Here is a 26,770-nt window from a genome sequence, read left to right as displayed (position 1 = left end):
TTGCCAGTCCTCCAAGCTTGCCGTCAGCCGTCTCGTCACCGTGCTTGTCGGCTCCAGGCCTCCAGGCTCTCCGCGGTGTCGAAATCGACCGGGTCTCCCTCACAGGATACTGCGGTGACCAGTTCGGGCCGCATTTGCATCAGCAATCTGGCCCCGGCGTCCCCGCTGGTGGGCAGCAGGGGCCACAGGGATGCCCCGAGCTTGACCGGGGGGCTGCGGCGGCCGCGAAACACGGCGGTCACCAGGTCGCCCTCGGCGTCGGCCACCGCCCGCCACGGCGCCGACCCCACCAGGGGCTGGTCGCCCAGTCCGACCACCACGGCGTCGTGACCGTCGTTCTCGGCGATGTACACCCCGGCCCGCAGCGAGGTGGCCTGACCCAGCTCCCAGGAGTGGTTCTCCACCACCACCACACCGTCGGGAATCAGGTCGCGCAACTCCACCGCCCCGGTCACGACGTACACCTCGGCGAAGTCGGCCTCGATGACCGCCCCCAGCGCGTGCTGGACCACGGTGAGGCCCCGAAACGGAGCGCGCAGCTTGTGGGTGTCGCCCCGGAAACGGGTACCCGCCCCGGCCGCCAACACGATGGCCGCGGTGCTCACGACCGCTCCCGCCGGGGCAAGTGCTCAGCGACCCTCACGGGGAAAGCACCTCGCCGTCGGAGAGGAATGCCGCCGCGATGAGGGCGGCGGCCCGCCTCATCCGTCGACGGGTGGGCGGTGGATGGGGCCGTCGCCGTCGCGCAGGGAGGGGGCGTGGTGGCCGGTACGGTTGGCAATGATCTCGGCGCACACCGAGATGGCGGTCTCCTCGGGGGTTCGCGAACCGATGTCCAGCCCGATGGGGGCCATGAGGCGTTCGATCCCCTTGTCGTCCACCCCCACCTCGCGCAGCCGCTCTAGTCGGGTGGCGTGGGTGCGGCGGCTGCCCATCACGCCGATGTAGCCCACGTCGGTGGCCACCGCCCGCTGGACGGCGGGCACGTCGAACTTGGGGTCGTGGGTGAGGATGCACACCGCGTCGTGGGGGCCGAGGCGGTCGCCGTAGGCGTCGAACACCTCGTCGGGCCAGGCCACCATCACCCGGTCGGCCATGGGGAATCGCTTCACGGTGGCAAACACCGAGCGGGCGTCGGCCACGATCACGTTGAACCCCAGCAGCTTGGCGGTTCGCACCAGGGCGGCGGTGAAGTCCACCGCCCCGAAGACCAGCATGATGGGCGGGGGCGAGAACGACTCGATGAACACCGACAGGTCGGTCTCCCGGGCCTGGCCCTCGGCGCCGTAGTGACGAACCCCGGTGCGGCCCACCGCCAATTCGCCGACGGCATCCCGGCTCACGATCCGGTCCAACTCGGGATGGCCCAGGGTGCCGATGATGTCGCCGTCGGGTTCCACCACCAGCTTGGCCCCGATGTTGCCCCCCTCGATGACGGTGGCCAGGGCCACCGGTCGCTCGTCCACGATGGCGTCGCGCAGCCGCTGGTATTGCTCGCCCACCGTTACCAGTCCAGGGGCTCGATGAACAGGTGGATGGTGCCCCCGCAGGTGAGGCCCACGGCGAAGGCCTCGTCGTCGCTGTAGCCGAAGCTGACCATGCGTCGTTCACCGGTTTCGATGATCTCCAGGGCCTCGACCACCACCGCCCCTTCCACGCAACCCCCCGAGACCGATCCGATCACGTCGCCGTTGTCGCTGACCGCCATGGCCGCTCCGGGATCACGGGGGCCGGAGCCCTCCACGTTCACCACCCGGGCCAAAGCGACGCTACGGCCCTCGGCCCGCCAGGCGTCCAGGTCCGACAGGATCTCCTTCATGATGCCACCGCCGGGGGGGCGGGGGCGGCGGGGCTCGGCGCCCGGTGGTCGGCCAGCACCTCGGCCAGGCGCTCCAGGGACCGCAGCGAGTGGCCTTCGATGAAGTCGTCCACCCAGGGCAGGGCGGCGGCCATGCCCTGGGCCAAGGGCTGGTAGCCGGGGGTGGCCTTCAGGGGGTTCACCCACACGAGTTTATGGGTCACCCGGTGCAAACGGCCCATCTGCTCGGCCATCACCGCGGGGCTGCCCCGGTCCCAGCCGTCGCTCAGGATGACCACGGTGGCTCCCCGGGCCATCCCTCGGATGCCCCAGGTGTCGTTGAACTCGGCCAGGGTGTCTCCCAGCCGGGTGCCGCCCGACCAGTCGCTCACCGCGTCGGCGGTGGCCGTCAGGGCCCGATCGGGGTCACGCGACGACAGCTCCCGGGTGATGCGGGTCAAGCGGGTGCCGATGGTGAACACCTCCACCCGAAGGCGGCCCACCACCGCGGCGTGGACGAAGCGGATCAGCGCCCGGGCGTAGGACTCCATCGACCCGGAGATGTCCAGCAGCAGCACCACCCGGCGCAGGCGCTCTCCCGGTTCGGTGTACCAGCGGCGCACCGGCTCCCCCCCACTGCGGATGGCGGCCCGGACCGTGCGGCGCAACTCGGGAGGGCCGGCGGTGCGGCGGGTGTGGCGCCGGCGGCGGGAACGGCGGGTGCCCCCCACCCTGGTCATGGCGGCCATGAGCCGGTGGGCCTCGTCGAGTTCGTCGTCGCTGTAGTCGGCGAAGTCCTTGTCCCGCAGCACCTCGGTGCGGCTCCACCGCAAGGTGAGGGACGGGTCCTGCGGCTCTTCGTCCTCGTCGCTGCCGTCGTCGGCATCGTCGCCGTCCTCGTCCATCACCAGGGTGATGGGCTGGACCACCTCCACCACCGGGGTGGCCATCAGGTGCCGACCGTCGTAGTAGGCGGCAAAGATCTTGTCGTACAGCTCCACGTCTTCGGGGTCGGTGATCAGGGTGGCTCGTCCCGCCCAGTACACGGAACTGCGCTGCTCCATACCCACCGCGCCCAAGGCCTGGAAGTAGTTGACCGACGACCCGACGGCCACATCGATGCCTGCGCCCCGCAGTGCGTTGACGAACCCGACGGCCACGTGATCAGCCCGCACCCGCCACCCCGTCCCTTGTGATCGGCGACTCCATGGCCTCGCCGGGCGGTGCTCAGCCGGCCCGGGCGATGGCCTGGGTGATCAGCCCGTCGATTCCCTGGTCGAGCACCCGCTGCTGGTCTTCCCGGTACTTGAGCACCGAGCCCAAGCTGGCCTGGGTGATCTCGGGGGTCAGCTCAGCCGCCCCCAAGCGGCCCAGGGCCAGGCTCCAGTCGATGCTCTCGGCCACGCCCGGGGGCTTGTACAGGCCGAGATCCCGGAACTCGGCCACGGCGGCGGCCACCTGCCGGGCCAGGGGTTCGCCCACTCCCGGTGCCCGCCGGCCGATGATGGCCACCTCCCGCTCGAAGCCGGGGTGTTCCACCCAGTGGTACAGGCACCGCCGTTTGAGGGCGTCGTGGACGTCTCGGGTGCGGTTGGAGGTGATGATCACCCGGGGGGGTGTGTCGGCGGCGAAGCGACCGATTTCGGGCACGGTCACCGCGTAGTCGGACAGGATCTCCAACAGGAAGGCCTCGAACTCGTCGTCGGCCCGGTCCACCTCGTCGATCAACAACACCGGGGGTGGTCCCTCGGTGGTGTCGATGGCCCGAAGCAGGGGGCGCTTGATGAGGAAGCGCTCTGAGTAAAGGGCGTCCTCCAGGGCGTCGGCGGTGTCCTGGGTGGCTCCCCCGGTGGCCTCGGCCGTGCGCAGGTGCAGGAGCTGGCGGGAGTAGTCCCATTCGTACACCGCCTGGGCCACGTCGATGCCCTCGTAGCACTGCAGGCGGATCAACTCGGCCCCGGTCCATTGGGCCAACGCCTTGGCCACCTCGGTCTTGCCCACACCGGGCTCGCCCTCCAGCAAGAGGGGGCGAGCCAAGGTCATGGCCAGGAACACCGCAGTGGCCAAGCCTTCGTCGGCCAGATAGTCGCAGCCCTCCAGCCCCTCGACGACGTCGTCCGCCGTCGCCGGCCGGGGGCTCATTGTTGGGGGTTCAGCGCCCAGCGGCTTCGAGGGCCCGGCGGGTGAGAACCCGGGCGAGGTGCTCGCGGTACTCGGGGCCGGCGTTCAGGTCGGACGGAGGGTTGGTGCCTTCGGCCGCGGCCTCGGCTGCGTCGGTGGCCGAAGCCCCCCCGGCCAGGGCGGCCTCCACCCCGGCCGCTCGGATGGGGGTGCTGTCCATGTTCACCAGGCCCACGCCGGAAGCCCCGTTGGCCACCACGGCGGCCACCCCCACAATGGCCCAGTCCTGGGCCCGGCGGTTGAACTTCTGGAAGCCCCACGGCGCGTCGGGCATCTTGGGTACCCGAATCTCGGTGAGCAACTCGTCGGGGGCCAGGGCGGTCTCCAGGAAGCCGGTGAAGAAGTCGTCCACCGCGATCTCCCGCTCGCCCCCCGGTCCCCGAGCCACCAGCGTGGCCCGCATGGCCAACAGCACCGAGGGCAAATCGGAGGCGGGATCGCCGTGGGCCACCGAGCCGCCGATTGTGCCCCGGTGGCGCACCTGGGGGTCGCCGACGTGGCTGGTGGCCTCGGCCAACAGGCCCGCCTGCGACCGCACCAGCTCACTGATCTCCACGTCGCGGTGGCGGGTGAGCGCGCCGATGGCCAGGTGATCCCCGGCATCGTTGATGTAGCTGAGATCGTCGAGGCGACCGATGTCCACCAGCACCGCCGGGGTGGCCAGCCGCAGCTTCATCAGGGGCAACAGGGAGTGGCCCCCGGCCAGCAGCTTGGCCTCGTCGCCGTGTTCGGCCAGGGCGGCCAGCGCCTCGTCGGCCGAGGAGGCCCGAACGTAATCGAATGCCGCCGGGATCATGATGCCGCCTCCGCGCAGTGCAGGACCGCCTTGACGATGTTGTGGTACCCGGTGCAGCGGCACAGGTTGCCCTCGAGGCCGATGCGCACGTCTCGCTCGGAGGGGCTGGGATTCTCGTCCAGGAGCGACACCGCGGCCATCACCATGCCCGGGGTGCAGTAGCCGCACTGGAGGGCGTGGCACTGGCGGAACGACTCCTGCATGGGGTGAAGCACATCGCCGTCGGCCAGGCCCTCGATGGTGGTGAGATCCTGCCCGTCGGCCTGCACGGCCAGCATGGTGCAGGACTTCACCGACTCGCCGTTCACGTGGATGGTGCAGGCACCGCACGACGACGTGTCGCAGCCGATGTTGGTACCGGTGAGGCCGACCACGTCGCGGATGTAGTGGACCAGCAGCGTGCGCGGCTCCACGTCGTGCGAGTGGCTGTCCCCGTTGATGGTGACCGTTACTTCCACGGTTTCCCCCTCGTCTTTGTCCGGGTCCCCGAGAAATCTAGTACACCGGCCCCCCACAAGGTCACGCCGGACGACACACCACTAGCGGCAACCCCCGGTGGGCAGGCCTCAAGCGAGGTCCACTTCATGGAGGGCGTGACGGGGCGGAGCACCCGGCCCGGGTACAGTGCCGAGGTCGCCAAGTTGGCACCATCCCGGTCTTGAGCGAGGGGAGGCGGATCTCGGACATGTCCTTTGACCAAGTGGCCGCCCACCGCAACACGATGACGACCCTCATGGCGTCGGTGGTCCCGACCACCGCGGCCATGGCGGCCTCGTACGCGGCTGTGGCCGTACTGGCCGAGGAGATCACCGGCAGTGAAACGCTGGCCGGGTTGGCCGCCGCCTCCGTGCATGTGGGCAGCGTGGTCACCACCGTTCCCTTGGCTCGACGCATGACCCGGTTGGGCCGACGTCGGGGGCTGACCGCCGGGTGGTCGATCGGGACGGCGGGAGCGGCGCTGGCCTTCGTGGCCGCATTGGCCGATCTCTACCCCCTCCTGGTGGTGGGAATCGTGGGCATCGGCGCGGGCAACGCCACCAATCTGGCCGCCCGCTTCACCGCCGCCGACTTGGCCCCGGACGACCGCCGGGCCCGGGCCATCGGCACGCTGGTGTGGGCCGGTACGTTGGGGGCGGTCGCGGGCCCCACCATTGCCCTGGGCCCGGCCGCCTACGTGGCCCGGGCCATCGGGCTCCCGGAACTGGCCGGCCCCTACTTGTTGGGCGTGGCGCTCTTTGTGGTGGGACTGGGCGTCACCCAGACGAGGTTGCGGCCCGACCCGCTGGAGGTGCTGGGCACACTGGGGAAGTCTGCGGCCCAATCCGCCTCCCCCCTGGAGTTGGGACAGCGCATCTTTGCGGTACCCGCCGCCCGGCTGGCGGTGATCGCCATGCTGGTCGGTCAGGCGGTGATGGTGGGGGTCATGACCATGACCCCGGTGCACATGAAGAGCGGGGATCAGCGACTGGCGGTGATCGGCTGGGTGATCTCGTTGCACGTCATCGGGATGTATGCCTTCTCCCCCATCGTGGGCTGGCTCGTGGACCGGGTCGGGCCTCACTTGGCGATCGGCGCCGGTGGGGTGCTGCTGTGCATCGGGGCGGAAACGTCGGCCCATACCAGCGCCGAGGACAGCTTGGGCATGTTCGCCGGACTCCTGCTCGTCGGCTTGGGCTGGAGTTTCGGGCTGATCGCGGGCAGCACGCTGCTCACCGGGGCCTTCCCGGTGTCGGAGCGGGTGGAGGTGCAGGGAGAAGCCGACTTTCTGATGACCCTGGGCGGGGCGGCCGCCGGCTTGTCGGCAGGGGCGACCGTGGAGGTGGTCGGCTTCCATTCGTTGAGCCACTGGGCGGGGCTGGGCGCCCTGCTGCTGTTGGTGGCGGCCGCCGCCGCCTGGTACAACGAGCGCCTCCGCCGAGAAAAACCGGTCAGCTACGGCGGCGCCGGATGAGTGCCAGTTCTCGGCGAGTCGAGGGCTGGCCCTACTTACTGGCCCTACTTAACACTTAACGGTGGTCACCGCGCAGTATGAGCGCCGAGGAGTTGCCCGCCACATAGCCGGGCTGGCCGGTGGACAGGGCCACCTGGGCACCGGGAACCTGCAACGGCCCGGCGTCACCCCGGATCTGGCGGACGGCCTCGTGCAGGTTGTTGAGGCCGTGCACGTACCCTTCCGACAGGAACCCGCCGTGGGTGTTCACCGGCACTCGCCCACCCGGCGCGGTGTGGCCGTCGGCGATGAACCCGGCGGCCTCGCCCTTGGGAGCGAAGCCGTAGTCCTCGATCTGCACCAGCACCAGGTGGGTGAAGGCGTCATAGAGCGAGGCGTAGTCGATGTCGTCGGGGCCGACCCCGGCCATGGCGTACAGCCGGTTCGACATCGGGGCGGCCACCGAGGTGGTCCAGTCGGCCTGCACGCGGTTGCTGTGCAGCATGTGGCCCCCACCCCAGGTCATCCCCGAGATGAGCACCGGGGGTGGGCGCAGATCCCGGGCCCGCTCGGTGGTGGTGACCACCACGGCGGCCGCGGCGTCGGTCTCCAGGCAGCAGTCGAACAACCGGAACGGCTCCACGATCCATCGGGAGGCGAGGTAGTCGTCCATGGACATGGGAGCCCTCATCATGGCCCGCTCGTTGCCCGCGGCGTTGGCCCGCTGTTGGACGGCGATGCGACCCAAGTCCTCGGCGGTGGTACCCCAGCGGTTCATGTGGGACCGGGCGAACATGGCGTACCACTGCGGCGGGGTCACCCAGCCGACGGGATGCTGATACTGCGTCTCCACGATGGCCGGGGGCGGTCGCCCGGTGCCGCCCATGCGGTGCTCGGAGCGGGCGTTGATGGCCCGCCACACCACGATGTGGCGGGCGTGCCCCAGCACGGCGGCGCCCGCGGCGTGGCCCACCACCGAATGCGAGGTGGATCCGCCGCCGAACTGGTCGCAGTACCACGACAGGTCGTCCACGCCCAGGCACTGGGCCACCACCGATGCGGTGATCGAGTCCTGCACCTGGTGGCAGGCCACGCCGTCGATGTCCTCCCGGCGAAGCCCGGCGTCCTCCACCGCGGCCATGATGGCCCGCAGGGCCAGCGTGAGGGTGCTCACCCCGGAGTTCTTGGACAACTCGGTGATCCCGATGCCGGCGATGGCCGCCCGATCCCGGAACGGATGGTCCCCCACCCGGCTCACCCTATGGCATCGGCCGGGGCGGGGAGCCGGGGCATCGACCAGCACCGCGTCACCGGCGGCCGCTAGGGTCGGCGGCGTGAACGATTACCCCATCCACGTCGGCAGCATGCTTTTCACCCTGGTGGACCCCAATCCGGGCCACGAACGGGAGTACAACCGCTGGTACGAGCGGGATCACTTCTACTCCGGCTGCTTGGTCGGCCCGTGGCTGTTCGCCGGCTCCCGCTGGGTGGCCACCCGGGCGCTCAAGGACATGCGCATCACCGACGGCAGCGGCGAGGTCTCCCAGGCGGGCCAGGGGTCGTACCTGGCCGTGTACTGGGTGCTCGACGGTCGCGACGACGAGCACTGGACCTGGGCCGGCGAGCAGGTGCACTGGCTGTACAGCAACGGTCGGGGATTCGCCGAGCGCACCCACCGCCACACCATCCTGGCCGACGTTGGGTGGGCCGCCTACCGCGACGACGACCCGGTGCCGCTGGAGTTGGCCCTCGACCACGGGTACGCGGGCATCGGCGTGGTGGCCATGGACAGGGCCGACGGGACGAGCGAAGAGGAACTGCACGGTTTTCTCCGGGACACGGCCATGCCCGAGATGATGGCCGGCTCCCCGGTGGCCATCGGATCGACCTGGAAGCCCCGCCAGCGCGACGACATCACCTCCAACTCCCCCATGGATCTGGGCTCGGGCACCGGCAGCGAGGCCCGCACCCTGCAGATCTTCTTCTGCGAGGAAACCCCCGACGGCTTCTGGGACACGTTCGGTTCCTACGTGGACGCCGTCAACAACTCCGGTCTGGCCAACGTGTGCTGGGCCGGTCCCTTCTACAAGACGGTGGTGGGCACCGACACCTACGTGGACCAGTTGTAGCCGGGCGCTGCTGCAGCGGACGCTGTCCCCGCAAGCGCCGTCCCCGGAATCCGGGTCAGTCGGCCGTCCGGTCGGCCCACCACTCGTCGAGGCGGGCTTGCGTGGCCTCGAGGTCCAGGTCGGGCTCGGTTCTCTTCAGCTCCAGCAGGAACTTCAGGGCCGCGCCCACCCGGGGGCCCGGCCCCACGCCGTAACGCTCCATCACGGCGTTTCCGTCGATCAGCGGCCGCTCGGCCGCTCGGCGTTCGGCCTCGGCCAGATGGGCGATCCGGGCTTCCAGCTCGTCCACATGGTGCTGGAGATCGGCGGCCTTGCGGCGGTTGCGGGTGGTGCAGTCGGCCCGGACCAGCTCGTTGAGGTAGCCGAGCAGCGGGCCGGCCTCCCGGGCGTAGCGGCGCACGGCGGCGTCGCTCCAGCCGTCGGCGTACCCCTTGAACCGGCCCGACAGACGGACCAGCTCGGCTACGTCCTCGACCACCTCGTCCGGGTATCCCAACTGGGCCAGTCGCTTGCGGGTCATGCGGGCCCCCACCGCCTCGTGGTGGTAGAAGGTGACCGTGCCCCGCTCGAACGATCGGGTGCGGGGCTTGCCCACGTCGTGGAACAGGGTGGCCAGCCGGAGCCTCAGGTCGGGGCGGGTCTTGGCCACCACGGCAATGGTGTGGGCCAGCACGTCCTTGTGGCGATGGATGGGATCCTGCTCCAATCGGAGCGCGGGCAACTCGGGAACGATGTCGTCGGCGAGGCCGGAGTCAACCAGGTGCCACAGTGGCGGCGCAGGGTCGTCGGCCAGCAGGGCGGCGGACAGGATCTCCCGGCGCTCGTCGACGTCCGTGGCTACCGCTCCTCCTTGAACACGACGTGCTTGCGGGCCACCGGGTCGTACTTCTTCAGCTCGATCCGCTCCCGGTGGTTGATCCGGTTCTTGGTGGTCACGTAGGTGTAGCCGGTGCCGGCGGTGGACTTCAGCTTGACGATCGGGCGTTTGTCGCTTGCCATGATGATCAGACCTTCTCGCCGCGGCGGCGCATGTCGGCCACCACTTTGTCGATGCCGTGCTTGTTGATGGTCTTCAGGCCTTTGGCCGACACGTTGAGGGTGATCCAACGCTTCTCCGACGGGATCCAGAAGCGGTGCTTGTGGACGTTCGGGTTCCACCGGCGCCGGGTCTTGCGGTGGGAGTGGGACACGTTGTTGCCGAACGACGGGCGACGACCGGTCACCTGACAGACCTTGGACATAGGCGACCATGCTACCGGGCCGGGCCCCGCAGCCGACAAGCGGGATACGGCGACAAACCCACCGGACGCCGGTGGGCCGGTTAGGGTCGCCCCATGAAACTGGGATTGGTGTGGGGCTACTGGGGCCGGGGCATGCCGGAGAACTTCGTGCCCCTCACCCAGGAGGCGGAACGGCTCGGCTTCGATTCGGTGTGGAGCGCCGAATCGTGGGGTTCGGATGCGTTCTCGCCGTTGGTGTGGCTGGCCGCCCACACCGAACGCATTCGCCTGGGCACCGGCATCGTGCAGTTGGCCGCCCGCACGCCCACCGCCACCGCCATGCACGCCGTGACCCTCGATCACCTGTCGAACCAGCGCCTCATCCTGGGGCTGGGGGTGTCGGGGCCGCAGGTGGTGGAGGGATGGTACGGCCAACCCGGCAACCGCCCCCTGGCCCGCACCCGGGAGTACGTGGAGATCCTGCGGCGGGTGTTCGCCCGGGACGATTACCTGAGCTTCGAGGGCGACTACTACCACCACCCCTATCGGGGCGAGGGCGACACCGGCTTGGGCAAGCCGCTCAAGATCATGACCCATCCCCCCCGGTCCGACGTCCCCATCTTCATCGGCGCCGAGGGCCCCAAGAACATTGCCCAAACGGTGGAGATCGCCGACGGTTGGCTCCCGTTGTACTACTCCCCCTTCCGCCCCGAGGTGTACGCCGATTCGATCGCCGGTCGGTCGGACGACTTCGAGATCACTGTCCATACCACCGTGCAGGTCACCGGCGACTCCCCCGACGAGCTGGCCCGGGGGCTGTTTCCCGCCAAGGCCTCGCTGGGCTTCTACATCGGGGGCATGGGGGCCAAAGGGCAGAACTACCACACCAAGCTCATGGCCCGCATGGGGTTCGAGGAGGAGGCCTACCACATCCAGGACCTGTTCTTCGAGGGGCGCCGGGAGCAAGCCATCGCCGCGGTGCCCGACCAGTTCGCCGACGAGATCTCCCTGGTGGGATCGCCGGAGCGGATCCGCGACCGTCTGGCCGCCTGGGAGGAGAGCCCGGTGACCGGCATCAACGTGGGTGTTCGCAGCGCCGACGAGCTGCGCGCCGTGGCCGAGATCTTCCTCGGCTAGCCCGGTGGTGGGATACTGGAGGAAAGACCCCTGAGCCCGGCCACCACAACCCACACAAACCGCAACCCACGCAGACCGCAACGCTTGCAACCGCAAGGCTCCCAGAAAGGACCGCGAACATGAGTGAGCCCATCACCTTCTACTTCGACCCGCTTTGACCGTGGTGTTGGCAGACAGCCCGTTGGGTTCGTCAGATCGAAGACGCCGGTGAGGTGAGCGTCACCTGGGGCCTGTTCTCGTTGGCCATCGTCAACTGGGACAAGCCCATGGAGGACTTCGACCCCGACCGGGGAGTGGGGGTGCGCTCGCTGCGCACCGCGGTGAAGGCCCGTGAGGTGGGGGGCAACGACGGCATCGGCGCCTACTACCGGGCCATCGGCCACCGGGCGTTCGACCTGGTGCAGTCGGTGGACGACCTCGACACCATCCGGGCCGCCGCCACCGATGCCGGATTCGACGCCTCCCTGGTGGACGACGCCCTCGCCGACGAGGCCACCTGGGAGACGCTGAAGGCCGAGCACACCATCTTGTGCGATCAAACCCGCAGTTTCGGCGTGCCCACCATCCGCCTGGACGGGGGCCAGGGTCCGGCCCTGTTCGGACCGGTCATCAGCAACCCGCCCGCCACCACCGACGAGGCGGTGGAATTGTGGCGCCACGTGCGGTGGCTGACCGCCTACGACAACTTCGCCGAACTCAAGCGCGACCGCCTGCCTCCCGACTTGGAGGCCTACAAGCAGAGGTACGGCAACGACGGCTGACGCCGGCGCGGCGGCCTCGGCCCCGCGCCGATCCCGGTGGCGGCGACGGGCCGTCCGGTGGTTCGCCGCCGCGGTGGTGGTTGTGCAGTTGGGGCTGGTGGCCAACGGCTACCGGGATCCGCACAACTATTTCGCCTTCCAGCCGTTCAACGAGTCGAGCACGTATGCGGTGGAGCTGGTGCGGGTGCTGGACGACGGCCGGCGGGTGGCGGTGCCCGACGGCCGCTGGGAGGGCTACGACTGGAACGAGCTGGTGGGATGGCGGGCCCTGCAATCGCCTTGGCGTCAGCGACACGCCTTTTCGGGGGTGGACGCCGTGGTGGACTTCCTGGACCACGCTTTGGACTGGATGGCCGACAACACGCCCGGCGACACCGAAACCCGCTACCTGGAGGCCACCGTCACGTACTACCGCAACGCCCGAGGGCCCCACACGGTGGTGATCCGCAGCCACGACCGGGAGTTGTCCCGTTGACGGCGGCGACCACGGTCGGTCGGATACCGGCGGGATGGCGGGGCCGTTGCCGGCGGTGGCTGGACGAGGTGTTCGACGAGCCGGCGAGCGTGCGGGCCGTGGCCGTGGTTCGGATCGTGCTCGGCCCGTCGGTCCTTTGGCATCTGCGGCCGTTCCTGGCCGACGCCCTGGACGGCACCACCTACCACGACGTCTTCCAGCAGCAGTGGTGGCCGTGGGTCCCCAACGCACCCGCCGGGCTGTACGTGGCCCTGCTGTGGGTGGGGGTGGCCGCCGCGGTGTTCATGACGGTGGGGCGTTTCTCCCGCACCGCCACCTGGGTGACCCTGACCGTGGTGGCCTACAACTTCTTCTTGTCGGAGACCCACTTTCGGCACAACCGCGCCTTTCTGTTGATCCTTCTGGCCGGGGTGGCCCTGTGCGACAACGGTCGGGTGCTGTCGCTGGACGCCCGCCGCCGCCGACCGCCCGATGACCGGGCCATGGTGTGGCCGGTCTGGCTGCTGCGATTCGAGGCCGCGGCCATCTACTTCGCCTCGGGGTTCTCCAAACTGATCGACCCCGACTGGGTGGGGGGCCGGGTGCTGCACGACCGCACCCTGCGCTATCAGGACGACGTGCGCGACACCCTGGGGGACACCCTGGCCGACCCGGTGCTGGAGGTGGTGACCCACCGCTTGTTCCACTGGGTGCTGTCGCCGGTGGCGGTGGCCACCGAGTTGTTCATCGCCTTCGGGTTGTGGTTCCGCCGCACCCGGCTGTTGGCGGTGTGGGTGGCGGTGGCCTTCCACGTGGGGATCGAGGTGAGCGCCCAGGTGGAGGTGTTCAGCGTGATCGCCATCGGTGCCGTGGCCATCTGGGCGGTGCCCTCCACCCGGGACCGCACGCTGGTCACCCCCCACCGCTGGGTGGGGTGGTTGGACTGGATGGCCCGGTTCGACATCACGGTGGCGCCGGGGGCATCGTGGCGTATGGTCGATCGCGACGGCACGGTGTTGGAGGGCCTCGACGCCCGCCGATTCGTGCGCACCCGGCTACCGGCCACCTTCTTGTTCTCCCCGTTCTGGCGGTACCGGTGAAGGCCGTGAGGCTGCGATGACGCGGCGTTCCGGGACAGCCCGGCGGCGGCTCCTGGCCTGGGCGGCGGTGTGGGTGGTGACCGCGGGCCTGCTGCGGGTGACGCTGGCCGCGCCCGAAGTGTGCCCGGCCTACACCCCCGGCGACGGCCACGACGCCACCGCGGCGGCCGCCCAGTGGATCGTGGACACCCAGGAGCCCAGCGGACGGTACCTCTACCACTACGACCGTCGCACCCGATCGGCGGTGCCGGGCTACAACCTGGTGCGCCACGCCGGGGGCACCCTGTCGCTCTACCAACTGGCCATCGTGCAACAAGGCGCCGATCAGCAGGTGACCGAGGCCGCCGACCGGGGCATGGACTACCTGCTGGAACGGGCCCTCGACACCGGCGACGGGGGCATCGGCCCGGCCCTGTCGCCCCGAGGGCCGGCCAAGACCGGGACGGCCGCGCTGACGCTGGTGTCGCTGGCCCACCGCCGCCTGCTCACCGGCGACCCGCGTTACGACGGCGAGATGCGAGCCCTGGGCCGGTTCCTGGTGGGCCAGCAACTGCCCGACGGGGGGATGCTCAACTTCTGGGATCCCGCCACGGGCGCGCCGGTGCCCGAAGTGCGATCCCGGTTCGCCACCGGGGAGGCCGCCTGGGGGCTGGCCCTTTTGCACGAGACCTTTCCCGGTGAGGGTTGGGACACCCCGGTGTGGGCCACCATGGACTACCTGGCCACCGAGCGGGACGAACTCGAGGAGTTGTGGCCCCCGCCGTGGCCCGACCAGTGGGCGGCCTACGCCCTGGCCGAGATGGTGGAGTGGGGCCTGGCCGACCATCATCTGGACTACGCCCAGCGCCTGGCCGGCCGTTTCGGCCAGATGATCCGCTGGGATGCCCAGCGCGAGGGCATCGCCCGACTCACCCACCTGCCCATGCCCCGCGGGGGTGGCTACGGCACCATCCTGGAGGGGCTGGGGGCGCTGGAGTGGCTGTGGCGCCATGAGCCCCGACTAGCGGCGGGGACCACCGAACCCCCGGAGGCGCCGCTGCGGGACCGTCTGGAGTGCGGAGCGGCCCGCCTGGTGGAGGCCCAAGAGGCCGACGGGGCGTGGTACTACGACCACCAGACCCGGGTGGACGACCAACAGCACGCCATCTCCGGACTGCTGATGGCCGACCACCGATTCGATCTGGGAGGACACAAGCCGTGAAGGCAGGAATCTGTTGTGCGGCGGTCACCATCCCGAACCGGGAACACGAGAGGAGCGAACCGATGAAGGCAGGAAACCGATGAGCGGGCTCGGCCCGGTGATGTTGATGGTGCTGGTGGCGGCCAACCCGGCCGGCGGAGCCCTGAGCGTGGCCTGGCGGCCCTCCAACCGGGAGCAGTGGCGGCCTCGGGTGGTGCTGGCCCTGGCCGCCGCCCTGGGGGCGCTGTGGGCGCTGGCGGCGATGTCGGGGCCCATCCTGGACGGGTTGTCGGTGACCGTCGGCACGTGGCGGCTGGCCACCTCGGTGCCGTTGGCCGTGGCCGGTTTGCGGTGGATGCTGTGGCCCGCCCGCCCGATCCACGACGAGCCCCGGGCGGGCGTCCAGATGGCGCTCATCGCCCTCACCGTGCTGTTCACCCCCCAGCTCGTGGCCGTGGTGGTGGCCACCGCCGCCCACGACGGCACGGCCCGCACCATGGCCGGGGTGGTCGCCGCCGGGGTGGTCACCGCCGCTCTGCTCTGGTTCCGGGCCGTGCCCACCCCTCTGTTGTCGGTGGTCGCCCGGCTGCTCGGCGGCATCGCCGTGGTGCTGGCCATCGCCCTCGGCGTGGACGGCACCCAAACCATCTGACGGTCCCGATCGTTGGCGGGGGTGGGCTTCGCCGGGGTCCAGTAGGGTGGGGCACCAGCAAGGCGCAATGCCGGCACAGCACTAGACGCAGCCCAGCCGAGGAGGAAAGAAAGCCGTGAATGCCGACGAACTGACCCTGATCAGCGTGGACGACCATATCGCCGAGCCCGCGGACATGTTCGAAGCCCACGTGCCCGCCAAGTGGGCCGACCACGCCCCCAAGGTGGTGACCGACCAGAACGGCCGGGAGCAGTGGTACTACGGCAAGCTGCCCGGTCGGAACCTGGGGCTGAACGCAGTGGCGGGCAAGCCCCGGGAGCACTACAACCTCGACGCCAGCCGCTACGACGAGATGCGCCCCGGCTGCTACGACGTCCACGAGCGGGTGCGGGACATGAACGCGGGCGGGCAACTCGCCGGGCTGAACTTCCCCAACTGGACCGGGTTCTCCGGCCAGGTGCTCAACGAGGGCCCCGACCCCGACGTCAACGAGGTGATGATCAAGGCCTACAACGACTGGCACATCGACGAGTGGTGTGCGGCCTATCCGGGCCGGTTCATCCCGTGTGGCATCCTGCCGTTGTTCGATATCGACCGGGCGGTGGCCGAGGTCCATCGGTTGGCGAGCAAGGGCTGCCACGCGGTCACCTTCTCGGAGAACCCTGCTGCGCTGGGCATGCCGTCGATCCACTCCGGATTCTGGGATCCCCTGTTCGGGGCGTGCAGCGACTTGGGCACGGTGTTGTGCTGCCATCTGGGGTCGTCGTCCCGGGGTGTGCAGGCCTCCCCCGACGCCCCGGCCAGCGTGGCCATGACGGCCTCGTCGGCAGCCACCATCTCCACCCTGGTGGAGCTGGTCTGGGCCGAGTTCTGGGACCGGTTCCCCGACCTCAAGTTCTCCCTCACCGAGGGCGACATCGGCTGGATCCCCTACTTCCTGTGGCGGGCCGAGCACGTGCAAGACCGCCACTCGGGCTGGACCAAGCACCAATTCGGCGCCGACGGCGGCCCCACCGGGGTGTTCCGCAACCACATCCTGTGCTGCTTCATCAACGACCGCATCGGCATCAAGCTGCTCGACGAGTTCAACATCGACAACCTGAGCTGGGAGTCCGACTACCCCCATTCCGACGGCACCTGGCCCCAGTCACCCGAGTACGTGGCCAAGCTGTTCGACGGCCTCCCCCAGGAGGTGGTGGACAAGATCACCCATCAGAACGCCATGCGCCACTACCAGTTCGACCCGTTTGCCCACCGCCCACCGGAAAAGTGCACTGCGGCCGCCCTGCGGGCCGAGTCGCCCGACGTGGACGTGGTGACCCATGTGGGGCGCCCCGCCGACGAGCGGGACAAGGAGTTCTGGCGGACCCTCACCACCGGCGGCTGGAAGCGGGAGGATTAGACCCCGCGGGCTGAGGTGGCCCCCGGCGGGGCGGGGGGATCAGGCCGGAGCCAGGGTGACGGGGATGCCGTTGACCATGGCGTTGCCGGAGAGGGGTTCGATGGCGTCGGGCCCGGCCAGGATGTTGCTGTTGACCCCCGGCCGGGTGGCGGCCACCGACAGGCGGGTACCGGGCTGGTCGTGACCCCAGCCGTGGGGCAGGCTGACCGTGCCGGGCATCATCTCGTCGGACACCTGCGCCACGGCAACCAGCTCACCGGTGTCCGAAGCCACCCGCACCGGCTCGCCGTCGGCCACGCCGTGACGAGCCGCATCCTCGGGATGGATCAGCAGGCCGCACTGTTCCCGCCCGGAGATGAGCGTGGCCACGTTGTGCATCCACGAATTGTTGGTACGCAGGTTGCGCCGACCCACCAGCACCATGCCGGAACGGTCACGATCCAAGGACGCAGCCAACCGGGGCACATCGGCCGTCACGTAGTCGGGGGCCAGCTCGATCTTGCCCGACAGGGTGCGCAGCACCTCCGGCACTCGGGGCTCCAGAGGCCCCAGATCCACCCCATGGGGGTGCTGCTTCAGGCGGGCCAGGCTCCAGCCGTCGGGGTTGGTGCCGAAGGCATCCCCGTAGGGGCCGGTGCGGATCTGCCAGTCCACCACCCGCTCCGGACCCACCGCCGGGGCCAGCGCCTCGAACAATTCGGCGGGATCCCGCCCGTACACCGGGGACCACTCGTCGGCGGTTTCCTTGGCGATCCGAGCGGAGATGATGGCGTCGTCAGCAGCCACCGTGTCCACCTCGGTTCCCTGTCCGGCGAAGATCGACGACAGGATCAGCATGATCTCCCACTCCCGGGGCCGGTCGGGCTCGGGGGCGAACACCGGCTCGGACCACTTGGCCACGTGGCGCACGGCCAACTGGTAGAGGGTGGCCGAGAAGTGGGGCTGGCCCAGGTGGGACTCGCCGGGCAGGATCACGTCGGCCCACTGGGTGGTCTCGTTGATGTAGTTGTCCACCGAGATCATGCAGTCGAGCCCCGGCAGCGCCGCCTGGAGCCGCTCGCTGTCGGGGACCGACAGCGCCGGGTTGCCCGCGATGGTGACCAGCGCCCGGATGCGCCCCTCACCGGGCGTGTCGATTTCCTCGGCCAGGCAGGCGGCGGGGAGCTGCCCCATCACCTCGGGGGCGCCCCGCACGCGGGTGCGCCAGCGGCCCCACTCGATGGTGCGGGGCATATCGGGATTGCCCTTGGAGTTGGGCTGGCCGCACAACGCCCGGGGGAACAGGGCCCCGCCCGGTCGATCCAGGTTGCCGGTGAGCACGTTGAGCACGTCCACCAGCCAACTGGCCAAGGTGCCGAACTCCTGGGTGCAGGTGCCGATGCGGGCATAGACGGCCGCGCTGGGGGCACCGGCCAACTCCCGGGCCAGCCTTCGGATGTCCTCGGCCGCAATGCCGCACACCTCGGCCACCCGCTCGGGGGGCCAGTCGGCCACCAGTCGGCCCACCTCATCGACTCCGGTGGTGTGGCCCTCGAGACGCCCGAGATCGACCAGGCCCTCGGCGAACAACACCTGGGTCATGGCCATGAGCAGGTGGGCATCGGTGGCCGGACGGATGAAGAGGTGCTCGCTCGCCTGCTCGGCGGTACGGGTTCGCCGGGGGTCGACCACCACCACCTTGCCTCCCCGCTGTCGTATGCCGTCGAGGCGACCCAGCACGTCGGGAGCGGTCAGCAGCGACCCGTTGGACGCCGCCGGATTGGCCCCCAGCATGAGCAGGTAGTGGGTGCGGTCGAGGTCGGGAATGGGGATCGAAAGCGTTGTGCCGAACATCAGGGCGGTGGACACCTGCTTGGTGATCTGATCCACGGTGCCCGCCGAGTACGCATTGCGGGTGGCCAGCGACCGCCCCAGTTGTCGCCCGTAGTACAGCAGGGAGATGTTGTGGGCGTTGGGATTGCCCACGTACGTGGCCAGGGCCTCGCGACCGTGGCGGGCCAGCACCGGCATCATGCGCCGCTCGACGGTGGCAAACGCTTCCGGCCAGGACACCTCCTGCCACTGGCCGGTATCGCGGTCGCGCACCATGGGCGCCCGCAGCCGGTCGGGGTCGGCGTGCAGGGCGGCCAGCGACGAACCCTTGGGGCAGATGAAGCCCTGGGAGAAGACGTCGGCCCGGTCGCCCCGAACCCGAATCACCTCGCGGTCGGCGGTGGTGATCTCCAACCCGCAGATGGCCTCACAGAGCGGACACGTGCGGAAGCTGGTGCGGCGACCGGCTCGGTGACGACTGCCTGAGCTGGAGCCAGAGCTGGTGATGGGCTCGGTGCGCACGGACACGCCGGGATCATAATGGGGGTGGGCCGGCGTTCGGGGCTCGCCTACCGGCTTCGGCGGTGGTTGGCCACGGTGGCCGCGGCGGCGACGTGCCGTGAGCACCGGGTGGCGATGTCCTGAGCGGCGGCCGAGTGTGGGCATCGGGCCGCCCGGCGGGCCTTGCGGTCGAACATGCCCGCTTCGGCCCGAATGGCCTCGGCCGTGGGCGAGGTGCCGATCCGATCGGCCAGGCTGCGGAGCCGATCGGCCTGCAATCGGATCAACACTTTGGTGCAGGAACCGGTCTGGTGGGCCGTACGGATGGCCTCTTGAACCTGGTGGTAGGTGTGGGCAATGTCGTCCAGTGCAGCAGGATCCAGGCTCCCGGGAAAGGCCTGCAGACTGCGCTCCGGTGTGGCCTCGGCCCCCGCCGTCGGCGGCACCGGGATTCGACCGGGGGCCAACCGGCCCAGCGCCGTGAACATGCACGAGGAGGCAAACACCAGGGCCACCACCGTCACCGCCAGAAAGAAACCGACATGGGGTGGACCCGAAACGGTATGGCCCGCACAACGAAGGGGAAGGGCAGTGGCGCTGACCGCAACGGCGGCGGTCCCCATCAGCAGCGAGGGATGGGTTCGATCGGTCCACCTGGCGGAGAACAACGCCCAAATGGCCACGGTCAACAGCACCATGGCCAGCACCGTGAGGGCGACGAACAAGGTATGGAGTTGCGGCCCGAGATGGGCATGGCCGGCCCAGCACAACGGGACTGCCCCCATGGAGACGGTCACGCTGGCCAGGCCGAGAAGCACCGTCGGGTGCGGAATGTCCGTCATGAATGTCCGGGCGAACCTCACGTCGCCCGGCCCCCGTGAGCTACCTAACCCAGCTCGATGACCTCAAACTTCTGAAGGAACCCGGAGGCGCTAGCGGATTTCAGCGGCCTCGTATTCCAGCAAGCGGCCGAACAGGTCCCGCAACTCGGTCCGGCGGGAGCGGTCGTTGGCCAGGTTGACCAGCTCGTGGGGGTCGTCGGCCAACGAGTACCACTCGTGGTCGTGGTCGTCGAAGTCGGCGTCCACGTCGAACAACTTCGACTCGGGGGCGGGGTTGCCGGTGCGGTCGATACCGCCACCGACGCCGTAGTAGCGGGCGTACTTGGTCTCACCGTCGAAGAAGCCCCGCACGGCGTAGCGGCTGTGGCGCAACAACTCCGACTGAGCGCTGTCCTGGCTGAACAGCACGTAGTCGCGCACCGAGGCCGACGGGTCGGCCAACGCCGGGGTGAGGTCCCGGCCCGAAAGGGTGGGGGCCTGGTCGCGCTCCACCCCGCCCAACGCGGCGATGGTGGCCGCCAGGTCAACGTGGGTGGCCAGCGCCTCGGTGGTCGACCCCGGAGTGGTGAGTCCGGGCGCCTTGACGATGAGCGGCACCCCCATGACCTCCTCGTACACGCACGGCAGCTTGGCCCGCAGCCCGTGCGATCCACAGGCGTCGCCGTGGTCGGAGGTGTAGATGACCACGGTGTCGTCGTAGGCGCCGATGTCGTCGAGCGCGTCCAAAACCGAGGTGATGCTGTGGTCCAGCAGCTCGTGCAGCCAGGCGTAGTAGTCGAGCTGGCGCAGCCACGAGTCCACGTCGTCGGAGGCCATGTTGCCCACCATGTGCTCCCGATTGCGAACGTGGCGCCAGGCCCGCTGCACTTCGGGCTTGGTGTGCAGGTCGTCGTGGAAGTTGTCGGGCAGGCGGGTGAAGCGGTGGGGGTAGCCCTCCTCCAGGGGTTCGAGGTCGACCTGGCCCCCCAGCATGTGCTCGTGCATGAAGTTGAAGGCGGCCACCGAGTCGGGGTTGGCCTCCATGTACGACGGGTGATCCAGCGGGTACCACATCACGTCGTGGGGGTTCACCAGCGCCACCGTCAAGAACCACGGCCCCACCGAGGGGTCGGCGCCGTGGGTGCGCAACCACTGGGTGGCCTGGTCGGCGATCACCGGGTCGAAGTGCCGGCCGGTCCAAGGGCCGCCGATGTAGTGGCGATCATCACCCACCCACCCGCTGTAGCCGAACGACGCCATGTCGGGCATGGGTTCGTGGGTGAGGTGGAACTTCCCCAGGTAAGCCGATTCGTAGCTCGCCCCGCGCAGCAGGCTGCCCACGGTGGGGATGGTGGGATCCAGCGCGGTGTGGGCCGGGAAGCTCACGTTGTCGACCACACCGTGCTCGGCCAGGTAACTCCCGGTGTAGAGGCTGGCCCGCGACGGCGAACAGGGGGAGGCGTGGGTGTAGTAGCGGCTGAAGTCCATGCCGTCGCGGCGCAGGCGGTCGTGGGCGGGCAGATCCACCACCCCGTCGAGCCACGGGTTGCGCCGCTCCTCATCGGACACGATCAACAAGATGTTGGGCTGAGATGACGACATCGCCTTGAGTCCTCCTAGTGCTCCGATTGCTGGTACGTCTCCCGGAGCTGTTGTTTGAGTACCTTGCCCGCCGGATTGCGGGGCAGTTCGTCCACGATCTCGAGTTGCTCGGGAATCTTCTGGTTCATCAGCCCCACCTCCCGGCAGTGCTCCACCATCTCCCCGAAGCCGAAGCCCTGCCCGGCCTTGGGCGCCACCACCGCGCAGCACCGCTCGCCTGACGTGGGATCGGCCAGCCCGATCACGGCCACGTCGGCCACCTTGGGATGAGCGAACAGCACGTCCTCCACCTCCTTGGCCGAGATGTTCTCCCCCTTGCGGATGATCACGTCCTTCTTGCGTCCGACGATGGTCACGAACCCCTCGTCGTCCACCTCGGCCAGATCGCCGGTGAAGAAGAACCCCTCGTCGTCGAAGGCGGTCTCGTTCAGGGCTTCGTCGAGATAGCCCCGGCACAGGGTAGGCCCCTTCAACAGGAGTTCCCCGTCGATCAGCTTCCAGTCGGTGTCGCTGATGATCCGGCCCTCGGTGGTGGCCAGCTTGTCGTCGGGGTCGTCCAGGCGGCAGTAGGTGACGATGGGGCACTCGGTCAGCCCGTAGCTGGAGATGATCCCCACCCCGCCCATTTCCTCCTTCACTTCCAGGTGCAGGCCGGCGGGCTTGGGGGCACCCCCGCCGATGGCCGCCCGCATCTCGGGGAAGATGGGTTGGCCGGGGGTCTTGCGCTGTTCGGCCAAAAAGGCGATGAAGAAGGGGGTGCCCGAACCGGCCAGGGTCAGGCCGTGCTCCCGGAAGAAGCGGGTGTCCTCGGTGGGGTTGAAGCTCTCCACCATCAACATGGGGGTGCCGCACACCAAGGTGGCGATGAGCAGGCTGATGCCGCCGATGTGGGTGAAGGGGAAGGCCAGGGGCCACACGTCGTCGGCCCGCAGTTCCAGGTTCTCCCACACGTGGCGGGCCGCGGCGATCACCCCGTCGTCGCCGTGCATGGCCCCCTTCGGATCAGCGGTGGTTCCCGAGGTGTAGTAGATCCAGCGCACCGGGGGCCGTCCGTCGTGGCCGGCCGGCGACTCGAACGGGGCCAGGTCGGCCGGATCGCCCTCGGGGAGTTGGCCGTCGCACACCAGCACCTGACAGTCGTCGGTGGTGGCCGCCACCGATTCGGCCATGGCCTGGTAGTCGAAACCCCGCCACACCGAGGGCACCACCAGCAGCCGGGCCCCGGTCTGGCGGACCACGAAGCCCACCTCCCGCTCCCGGTAGATGGGGATGATGGGATTCTGGACCGCTCCCAGCCGGGCCAGGGCGGCCGACAGGATCAGCGAGGCCCTTCCGTTGGGCAATTGCCACGACACCCGGGTGTCGGCGGCCACCCCCATGGCGGCCAAGCCCGCGGCCGCCCGCTCGGCGGCGGCCCGGAAGCCCCCAAAAGTCATCACCGTGCCGTCGGGCTCGATGGTGAGCGGGGCGTCCGGGGTGGCGGCGGCCCGGGTTTCGATGGCCCCCCAGTAGGTGGCGGGGTTGTTGTACTTCATGCTCTGCTCGATCGTTGCTCGACTGTTGCTCGATTCTCGGAGTCACCATTCGGCTGTGACTCGATGACTGGGACTAGGCGGCCGGGACTCAGGGCTGGGACTCGGGGGGATCGTGGGTGGGCGGAGTGAAGCCCACCAGCAGTTCCACGAGCTGTTGGCCGGGGGTGCGGATCATCACCGCCACGTTTCCCAGGCGGGTGTCCACCAGCACCTCGCCGCCGTGGGTTTGCACCAGTTGGGCGGCGGCGTCCAGGTCGGCCACGTTCAACGAGAGGTGGGTGAGGCCGGGCTCGTTCATCACCCGGTTCGGGCGGTTGACCAACCCCGCACCCCGAAAGGACAACAGCTCCAGCACGAACTCCCCCCGGCGCAGGTACACGGCCCGCAGGCCGGGCCGTTTCAGCCCCAGGAGCCGGCCGGTGGGAGCGTCGTCGGCGTCCAACGATCCGATCTGCTCGAAGCCCAGCGCCCGGGTCCAAAACGACACCTCGGCGTCCAGATCGGCCACGGCCAGTCCGACATGGTTCACCTTCTCGCTCACCGGGCACTCCTTCCGAGTGCCCGGACAAGAGCCCCTGGATCCACCTTCTCGCTCACCGGGCATTGCCTCCGGGCGCCGAGCAACTCCTCCTGGTACTAGTCGCGGTCCAGGCCATAGGCGGCGGCCGACACCCGCTTGTACTGGTAGGGCTCCCAGCGGGAGGTGTCGAAGGCGGGCTCGGGATGGTCGCCCAGGATGGTCACCCGGCTGATGGCCCGGGCACCGTCGAAGTCGTTCACGGCAAAGTGCTGGGTGGCCCGGTTGTCCCAGATGCCGATGGTGCCCTCCGACCAGCTATAGCGGCAGGTGAAGTCGGTCTTGGAAGCGTGGGCGGTGAGCAATTCCAGCAGAGCCTCCGACTCGTCGCGGCTCAATTGGGGGATGCGCCGGGTGAACTGCTTGTTCACGTACAGCGAGGGGCGGCCGGTGCGGGGATGCCGCCGCACCACCGGGTGCTCGGCCTTGTGATCGGGCTGGCCGTAGTTGGCCGCCGAGTGGATGGCGGTGAGCCCGTGGAGCATCTCCTTCATGGGCTCGGCCAGGGTCTCGTAGGCCATGTACATGTTGGACCACATGGTGTCGCCCCCGGCCGGGGGCATCACCATGGCGTTCAGCACCGAGCAAATGGGCGGCGACTGCTTGAACGTGCAATCGGTGTGCCACACGTCGGCCACGTAACCCGACTCGCCCCGCAGCACCACGATCTCGGGGTGGTCGTCGTCGAGCTTGGGAATGTAGGGGTGGATTTCCGCCTCGCCGAAACGAATGGCGAAATCCCGGTGCTCATCGGGGGACAGGTGCTGATCGGGGAAGAAGAGCACCAGGTGTTCGTCCAGCAGGTCCTGGATGAGGGTGAACTCGGCCTCGGACACCGAAGCCAGCGACACTCCCCGCACCTCGGCGCCCAGCGCCCCGGCCACCCGTCGAACGTCCAGATCCACAGCATTGATGACAGCCATGAGGGCATGTTATCCACCAGGCCCGAACCAACGGGAAGAAGAAGCCTCCAAGTTTGCCTCCCGGCTTTTGGCACAGCCGCCAGGGAGTTCCCCACTGACGCCGCGTCGTGGCAAGGTAGGGAGGTGACTGATCGCCTGGAACTGGCCGACCTGGTGGCGACCTACGCCCGCTGTGTGGATCGCAAGGATCCCGCAGGGGTGGCCGCCTGCTTCGCCCCCGACGGGGTGCTGCGCCGCATCGATCTGCCCTCCGGGGGCAGCCTGCTGGGTGAACGAACGGGCCGCGACGAGATCACCCAGGCCATTTCCCGGATGCCCTACCACTCCACCTTTCATTTCCTGGGTCAGCAACAGATCGACATCACCGGCGACACCGCCAGCGGGGAGACCTACTGCATCGCCCATCACCTGACGGTGCCCGAAGACGGTTCACCGTCCACCGACTTCATCATGTTCATCCGCTACCAGGACGAGTTCGTGAGACTGGCCGAGGGGTGGCGCTTTGCCGGCCGGGAACTCCACATCGACTGGACCGAGACCCGCCCGGCCGAGTGCGTCCAGTCCTGACGGGCCGCCACCGCCCCTGATTCAGGCTCGGGTCGGGGCTCAGGACGCCGGACGAAATCCCAGCAAGGTGGCGTCGCCCACGTCCTCGTAGGCCGCCTCCACCGCCATGCCCACGGCAACGGCGTCGACGTCGCAGTCCACCACGTTGCCCACCAGGCGGGGCCCCTCGTCCAGGTCGACCAGGGCGACGACGTACGGGATGCGCCCGGCCAGCGCCGGGTCGTGGCCGGCCCGGTCCACCGTGAAGGAGTACACCGTGCCCCGCCCGCTCAGCTCTCCCCATTCCCAGTCGTCGCCCAGGCAGTGGGGGCAGCGTCCCCGGGGGTAGAAGAAGTAGCCGTGGCGGGGGCACCGCTGGAGCATCAGGCGCCGGTTGCGCAGGCCGTCGAAGTAAGGGGCGGTGATCGGGGTGGGGGTGGGCAGCGGCCGGCCGTCGGGGGAGAAGTACACCATCAGGCCCCCTCCAAGATGAGGGCCACCTGTTCGGCCAACATGCCCCCGGTACCGTTGGCATAGGCGATGTCGCAGCGGGGCAACTGGCGCTCCCCCGCTCGGCCCTGCACCTGGCGCACCGCCTCGGTGATGTGGCTCATGCCGCCGCCCAGTCCGGGCTGGCCCATGCCGAGCTGACCCCCATGGGTGTTGAGCGGCCAGTCGCCGTCGTAACGCAGGCTGTGCTCCTCGATGAACCGACCGCCCTGGCCCTTGGGGCAGAATCCGGCGTCCTCGATGGTCAACAGCACGGTGATGGTGTAGCAGTCGTACATGGAGGCCATGTCCACCGCCTGGCGGGACACCCCGGCCATGGCGAACGCCCGGTCGGCAGCCAGACGGATGGGGGTGTCGATGATGTCGGGGGCGTAGGTGATGCTCTTGTGGGTGAGGTGCTCGCCGTAACCGCTCACGTACACCGGGCGGTGGGGACCTCGGGCGGCTCGCTCGGCGGTCGTGATCAACAGCGCCGAACCCCCATAGCAGGGCATCACGATCTCCAGCAGCTTCAGCGGATCGGCCACCCGGCGGGAGTTCATCACGTCGTCGATGGTGATCGGCTTGCCGTGGAACACGGCCATGGGGTTGGCCTGGGCGTTGTAGCGGGAGTCCACCGCCACCTTGGCCAGGGTCTCCTCGCTCACCCCGTAGGTGGCCATGTAGCGGCTGGCGGCCAGGGCGAAGCTGGGGGTGGCGGCCACCAGCCCGGCGGGAATCTCGAATTGCCCCTGGGGCGACCCCCAGACGTCACCGCCCAGGTAGGCCCCCATCTGCATCTTGCGCGGCCCCCCGTTGGACCCCGCCTCGGGTGGGGCGGGCACCGACGGGGTGAAGGCCAGCACCGTCTCGCACACCCCCACTTCGATGGCGGCTGCCGCCCGCCACACCATGCCCGCCGGGGTGGCGCCCCCCAGGTCGACCACTTCGTTGAAGTTGCTGCGGACGCCCAGGAACTCGGCCAGCGCCGAGGGGGCGAACAACGGTGATTCCCGCAGACCGTTGATGATGAGACCGTCCACCTCGCCCTTGTCCACCTCGGCGTCGGCCAGTACCTCGGCGGCCAGCCGGGCGCACGCCTCCATGGTGAACATGGGCTCGTCCCACACCCGTTTGGGGGCCCACTCGGTGAGCCCCGCGATGGCTGCTGCTCTCTTGCCCATGGCTTCACTTTAGTGGTGGGTCGCGCGGCTCCCTTGTTCG

At 69.4% G+C, this 26,770-nt stretch carries 28 protein-coding genes and 1 pseudogene; 10 read left to right on the top strand and 19 right to left on the bottom strand.

Annotated elements, in window-relative coordinates; all coding sequences use genetic code 11:
- Positions 1–35 precede the first annotated feature (35 nt).
- The 7 genes from ACOQPQ_RS14600 to ACOQPQ_RS14570 all read right to left on the bottom strand — a co-directional run bounded on the left by ACOQPQ_RS14600 (position 36) and on the right by ACOQPQ_RS14570 (position 5,233).
- Positions 36–605 (bottom strand): nucleotidyltransferase family protein, encoded by a 570-nt coding sequence (locus ACOQPQ_RS14600; protein WP_420640140.1) that lies wholly within the window; start codon positions 603–605, stop codon positions 36–38.
- 96 nt (positions 606–701) lie between these two features.
- Positions 702–1,502, bottom strand: a complete 801-nt coding sequence (locus ACOQPQ_RS14595; protein ID WP_420640139.1) for an XdhC family protein — start codon at positions 1,500–1,502, stop codon at positions 702–704.
- A gap of 2 nt (positions 1,503–1,504) precedes the next feature.
- Entirely contained in the window at positions 1,505–1,819 is a 315-nt protein-coding gene (locus ACOQPQ_RS14590) for an XdhC family protein (RefSeq protein WP_420640138.1), read from the bottom strand.
- On the bottom strand, positions 1,816–2,973 hold the full coding sequence (locus ACOQPQ_RS14585) for a vWA domain-containing protein (protein WP_420640137.1): 1,158 nt from the start codon (positions 2,971–2,973) through the stop codon (positions 1,816–1,818). Before ACOQPQ_RS14585 ends, ACOQPQ_RS14590 begins: the two co-directional genes overlap by 4 nt.
- A 52-nt stretch (positions 2,974–3,025) precedes the next feature.
- Complete coding sequence (locus ACOQPQ_RS14580; RefSeq protein ID WP_420640136.1) at positions 3,026–3,940, bottom strand: AAA family ATPase; 915 nt, start codon at positions 3,938–3,940, stop codon at positions 3,026–3,028.
- A gap of 10 nt (positions 3,941–3,950) precedes the next feature.
- Complete coding sequence (locus ACOQPQ_RS14575; RefSeq protein ID WP_420640135.1) at positions 3,951–4,775, bottom strand: FAD binding domain-containing protein; 825 nt, start codon at positions 4,773–4,775, stop codon at positions 3,951–3,953.
- Positions 4,772–5,233, bottom strand: a complete 462-nt coding sequence (locus ACOQPQ_RS14570) for a (2Fe-2S)-binding protein (RefSeq protein ID WP_420640134.1) — start codon at positions 5,231–5,233, stop codon at positions 4,772–4,774. Before ACOQPQ_RS14570 ends, ACOQPQ_RS14575 begins: the two co-directional genes overlap by 4 nt.
- Positions 5,234–5,460: 227 nt before the next feature.
- Between ACOQPQ_RS14570 and ACOQPQ_RS14565 the strand changes: the two genes are divergently transcribed.
- Positions 5,461–6,726, top strand: coding sequence for an MFS transporter (locus ACOQPQ_RS14565; protein ID WP_420640133.1), 1,266 nt, complete (start codon positions 5,461–5,463; stop codon positions 6,724–6,726).
- A gap of 55 nt (positions 6,727–6,781) precedes the next feature.
- Here ACOQPQ_RS14565 and ACOQPQ_RS14560 read toward each other — a convergent pair whose 3' ends face one another.
- Positions 6,782–7,954, bottom strand: coding sequence for a thiolase C-terminal domain-containing protein (locus ACOQPQ_RS14560; protein WP_420640132.1), 1,173 nt, complete (start codon positions 7,952–7,954; stop codon positions 6,782–6,784).
- Positions 7,955–8,039: 85 nt separating this feature from the next.
- Here ACOQPQ_RS14560 and ACOQPQ_RS14555 point away from each other — a divergent pair, with 85 nt between their 5' ends.
- Positions 8,040–8,834 carry a hypothetical protein gene (locus tag ACOQPQ_RS14555; RefSeq protein WP_420640131.1) on the top strand — a complete coding sequence of 265 codons (795 nt, stop codon included), beginning with the start codon at positions 8,040–8,042 and terminating at the stop codon, positions 8,832–8,834.
- Between the two features lie 55 nt (positions 8,835–8,889).
- Here the strand turns inward: ACOQPQ_RS14555 and ACOQPQ_RS14550 are convergent, their stop codons facing one another.
- From ACOQPQ_RS14550 to rpmB, 3 genes are all read right to left on the bottom strand, one after another.
- Positions 8,890–9,555 carry an HDIG domain-containing metalloprotein gene (locus tag ACOQPQ_RS14550; RefSeq protein WP_420640130.1) on the bottom strand — a complete coding sequence of 222 codons (666 nt, stop codon included), beginning with the start codon at positions 9,553–9,555 and terminating at the stop codon, positions 8,890–8,892.
- A 116-nt stretch (positions 9,556–9,671) separates the two neighbouring features.
- Complete coding sequence (gene rpmG / locus ACOQPQ_RS14545) at positions 9,672–9,833, bottom strand: 50S ribosomal protein L33 (protein ID WP_420640129.1); 162 nt, start codon at positions 9,831–9,833, stop codon at positions 9,672–9,674.
- A 5-nt stretch (positions 9,834–9,838) separates the two neighbouring features.
- The gene (gene rpmB / locus ACOQPQ_RS14540) at positions 9,839–10,075 is read right to left on the bottom strand and encodes a 50S ribosomal protein L28 (RefSeq protein ID WP_420640128.1); all 237 of its coding nucleotides are present in this window, start codon (positions 10,073–10,075) and stop codon (positions 9,839–9,841) included.
- A gap of 93 nt (positions 10,076–10,168) precedes the next feature.
- On the opposite strand from rpmB, the gene ACOQPQ_RS14535 reads away from it, so the two are divergent.
- The 7 genes and pseudogenes from ACOQPQ_RS14535 to ACOQPQ_RS14505 all read left to right on the top strand — a co-directional run bounded on the left by ACOQPQ_RS14535 (position 10,169) and on the right by ACOQPQ_RS14505 (position 16,740).
- Positions 10,169–11,191 (top strand): LLM class F420-dependent oxidoreductase, encoded by a 1,023-nt coding sequence (locus ACOQPQ_RS14535; RefSeq protein ID WP_420640127.1) that lies wholly within the window; start codon positions 10,169–10,171, stop codon positions 11,189–11,191.
- A gap of 170 nt (positions 11,192–11,361) precedes the next feature.
- Positions 11,362–11,952 (top strand): annotated as a pseudogene (locus ACOQPQ_RS14530) (DsbA family protein); the annotation flags it as partial.
- 76 nt (positions 11,953–12,028) lie between these two features.
- Positions 12,029–12,427, top strand: coding sequence for a hypothetical protein (locus tag ACOQPQ_RS14525; protein WP_420640126.1), 399 nt, complete (start codon positions 12,029–12,031; stop codon positions 12,425–12,427).
- Complete coding sequence (locus ACOQPQ_RS14520; protein ID WP_420640125.1) at positions 12,424–13,506, top strand: HTTM domain-containing protein; 1,083 nt, start codon at positions 12,424–12,426, stop codon at positions 13,504–13,506. Before ACOQPQ_RS14525 ends, ACOQPQ_RS14520 begins: the two co-directional genes overlap by 4 nt.
- Positions 13,507–13,522: 16 nt before the next feature.
- Complete coding sequence (locus ACOQPQ_RS14515) at positions 13,523–14,707, top strand: hypothetical protein (RefSeq protein WP_420640124.1); 1,185 nt, start codon at positions 13,523–13,525, stop codon at positions 14,705–14,707.
- A 79-nt stretch (positions 14,708–14,786) separates the two neighbouring features.
- Positions 14,787–15,338, top strand: a complete 552-nt coding sequence (locus ACOQPQ_RS14510; RefSeq protein ID WP_420640123.1) for a hypothetical protein — start codon at positions 14,787–14,789, stop codon at positions 15,336–15,338.
- Positions 15,339–15,453: 115 nt separating this feature from the next.
- On the top strand, positions 15,454–16,740 hold the full coding sequence (locus ACOQPQ_RS14505) for an amidohydrolase family protein (RefSeq protein WP_420640122.1): 1,287 nt from the start codon (positions 15,454–15,456) through the stop codon (positions 16,738–16,740).
- A gap of 39 nt (positions 16,741–16,779) precedes the next feature.
- On the opposite strand, the gene ACOQPQ_RS14500 is transcribed toward ACOQPQ_RS14505, so the two are convergent.
- From ACOQPQ_RS14500 to ACOQPQ_RS14475, 6 genes are all read right to left on the bottom strand, one after another.
- Positions 16,780–19,080: a molybdopterin-dependent oxidoreductase gene (locus ACOQPQ_RS14500; RefSeq protein ID WP_420640121.1), complete on the bottom strand. Its 2,301-nt coding sequence runs from the start codon at positions 19,078–19,080 to the stop codon at positions 16,780–16,782.
- A 41-nt stretch (positions 19,081–19,121) separates the two neighbouring features.
- Positions 19,122–19,895 carry a hypothetical protein gene (locus ACOQPQ_RS14495; RefSeq protein WP_420640120.1) on the bottom strand — a complete coding sequence of 258 codons (774 nt, stop codon included), beginning with the start codon at positions 19,893–19,895 and terminating at the stop codon, positions 19,122–19,124.
- A gap of 90 nt (positions 19,896–19,985) precedes the next feature.
- Entirely contained in the window at positions 19,986–21,476 is a 1,491-nt protein-coding gene (locus ACOQPQ_RS14490) for a sulfatase-like hydrolase/transferase (protein WP_420640119.1), read from the bottom strand.
- A 14-nt stretch (positions 21,477–21,490) separates the two neighbouring features.
- Positions 21,491–23,011 (bottom strand): AMP-binding protein, encoded by a 1,521-nt coding sequence (locus ACOQPQ_RS14485; protein WP_420640118.1) that lies wholly within the window; start codon positions 23,009–23,011, stop codon positions 21,491–21,493.
- 88 nt (positions 23,012–23,099) lie between these two features.
- Positions 23,100–23,552, bottom strand: a complete 453-nt coding sequence (locus ACOQPQ_RS14480) for a VOC family protein (protein WP_420640117.1) — start codon at positions 23,550–23,552, stop codon at positions 23,100–23,102.
- A gap of 95 nt (positions 23,553–23,647) precedes the next feature.
- Positions 23,648–24,511 carry a TauD/TfdA dioxygenase family protein gene (locus tag ACOQPQ_RS14475; protein ID WP_420640116.1) on the bottom strand — a complete coding sequence of 288 codons (864 nt, stop codon included), beginning with the start codon at positions 24,509–24,511 and terminating at the stop codon, positions 23,648–23,650.
- Between the two features lie 123 nt (positions 24,512–24,634).
- On the opposite strand from ACOQPQ_RS14475, the gene ACOQPQ_RS14470 reads away from it, so the two are divergent.
- Positions 24,635–25,078, top strand: coding sequence for a nuclear transport factor 2 family protein (locus ACOQPQ_RS14470; RefSeq protein WP_420640115.1), 444 nt, complete (start codon positions 24,635–24,637; stop codon positions 25,076–25,078).
- Positions 25,079–25,117: 39 nt separating this feature from the next.
- Here ACOQPQ_RS14470 and ACOQPQ_RS14465 read toward each other — a convergent pair whose 3' ends face one another.
- Both ACOQPQ_RS14465 and ACOQPQ_RS14460 read right to left on the bottom strand, forming a co-directional pair.
- On the bottom strand, positions 25,118–25,531 hold the full coding sequence (locus tag ACOQPQ_RS14465; RefSeq protein WP_420640114.1) for a Zn-ribbon domain-containing OB-fold protein: 414 nt from the start codon (positions 25,529–25,531) through the stop codon (positions 25,118–25,120).
- On the bottom strand, positions 25,531–26,730 hold the full coding sequence (locus ACOQPQ_RS14460) for a thiolase family protein (RefSeq protein WP_420640113.1): 1,200 nt from the start codon (positions 26,728–26,730) through the stop codon (positions 25,531–25,533). Before ACOQPQ_RS14460 ends, ACOQPQ_RS14465 begins: the two co-directional genes overlap by 1 nt.
- Positions 26,731–26,770 lie beyond the last annotated feature (40 nt).

The sequence above is a fragment of the Candidatus Poriferisocius sp. genome (genome assembly GCF_965219775.1).
GTDB lineage: Bacteria > Actinomycetota > Acidimicrobiia > Acidimicrobiales > Bin134 > Poriferisocius.
This window is presented reverse-complemented; position numbering and strand designations above follow the sequence as displayed.

Coding starts and splice junctions, on each gene's coding strand:
- ACOQPQ_RS14590 (WP_420640138.1), bottom strand. CDS start 1,819: ATGAAGGAGATCCTGTCGGACCTGGACGCCTGGCGGGCCGAGGGCCGT.
- ACOQPQ_RS14580 (WP_420640136.1), bottom strand. CDS start 3,940: ATGAGCCCCCGGCCGGCGACGGCGGACGACGTCGTCGAGGGGCTGGAG.
- ACOQPQ_RS14575 (WP_420640135.1), bottom strand. CDS start 4,775: ATGATCCCGGCGGCATTCGATTACGTTCGGGCCTCCTCGGCCGACGAG.
- ACOQPQ_RS14565 (WP_420640133.1), top strand. CDS start 5,461: ATGTCCTTTGACCAAGTGGCCGCCCACCGCAACACGATGACGACCCTC.
- rpmG (WP_420640129.1), bottom strand. CDS start 9,833: ATGGCAAGCGACAAACGCCCGATCGTCAAGCTGAAGTCCACCGCCGGC.
- rpmB (WP_420640128.1), bottom strand. CDS start 10,075: ATGTCCAAGGTCTGTCAGGTGACCGGTCGTCGCCCGTCGTTCGGCAAC.
- ACOQPQ_RS14535 (WP_420640127.1), top strand. CDS start 10,169: ATGAAACTGGGATTGGTGTGGGGCTACTGGGGCCGGGGCATGCCGGAG.
- ACOQPQ_RS14515 (WP_420640124.1), top strand. CDS start 13,523: ATGACGCGGCGTTCCGGGACAGCCCGGCGGCGGCTCCTGGCCTGGGCG.
- ACOQPQ_RS14510 (WP_420640123.1), top strand. CDS start 14,787: ATGAGCGGGCTCGGCCCGGTGATGTTGATGGTGCTGGTGGCGGCCAAC.
- ACOQPQ_RS14495 (WP_420640120.1), bottom strand. CDS start 19,895: ATGACGGACATTCCGCACCCGACGGTGCTTCTCGGCCTGGCCAGCGTG.
- ACOQPQ_RS14490 (WP_420640119.1), bottom strand. CDS start 21,476: ATGTCGTCATCTCAGCCCAACATCTTGTTGATCGTGTCCGATGAGGAG.
- ACOQPQ_RS14485 (WP_420640118.1), bottom strand. CDS start 23,011: ATGAAGTACAACAACCCCGCCACCTACTGGGGGGCCATCGAAACCCGG.
- ACOQPQ_RS14475 (WP_420640116.1), bottom strand. CDS start 24,511: ATGGCTGTCATCAATGCTGTGGATCTGGACGTTCGACGGGTGGCCGGG.
- ACOQPQ_RS14465 (WP_420640114.1), bottom strand. CDS start 25,531: ATGGTGTACTTCTCCCCCGACGGCCGGCCGCTGCCCACCCCCACCCCG.
- ACOQPQ_RS14460 (WP_420640113.1), bottom strand. CDS start 26,730: ATGGGCAAGAGAGCAGCAGCCATCGCGGGGCTCACCGAGTGGGCCCCC.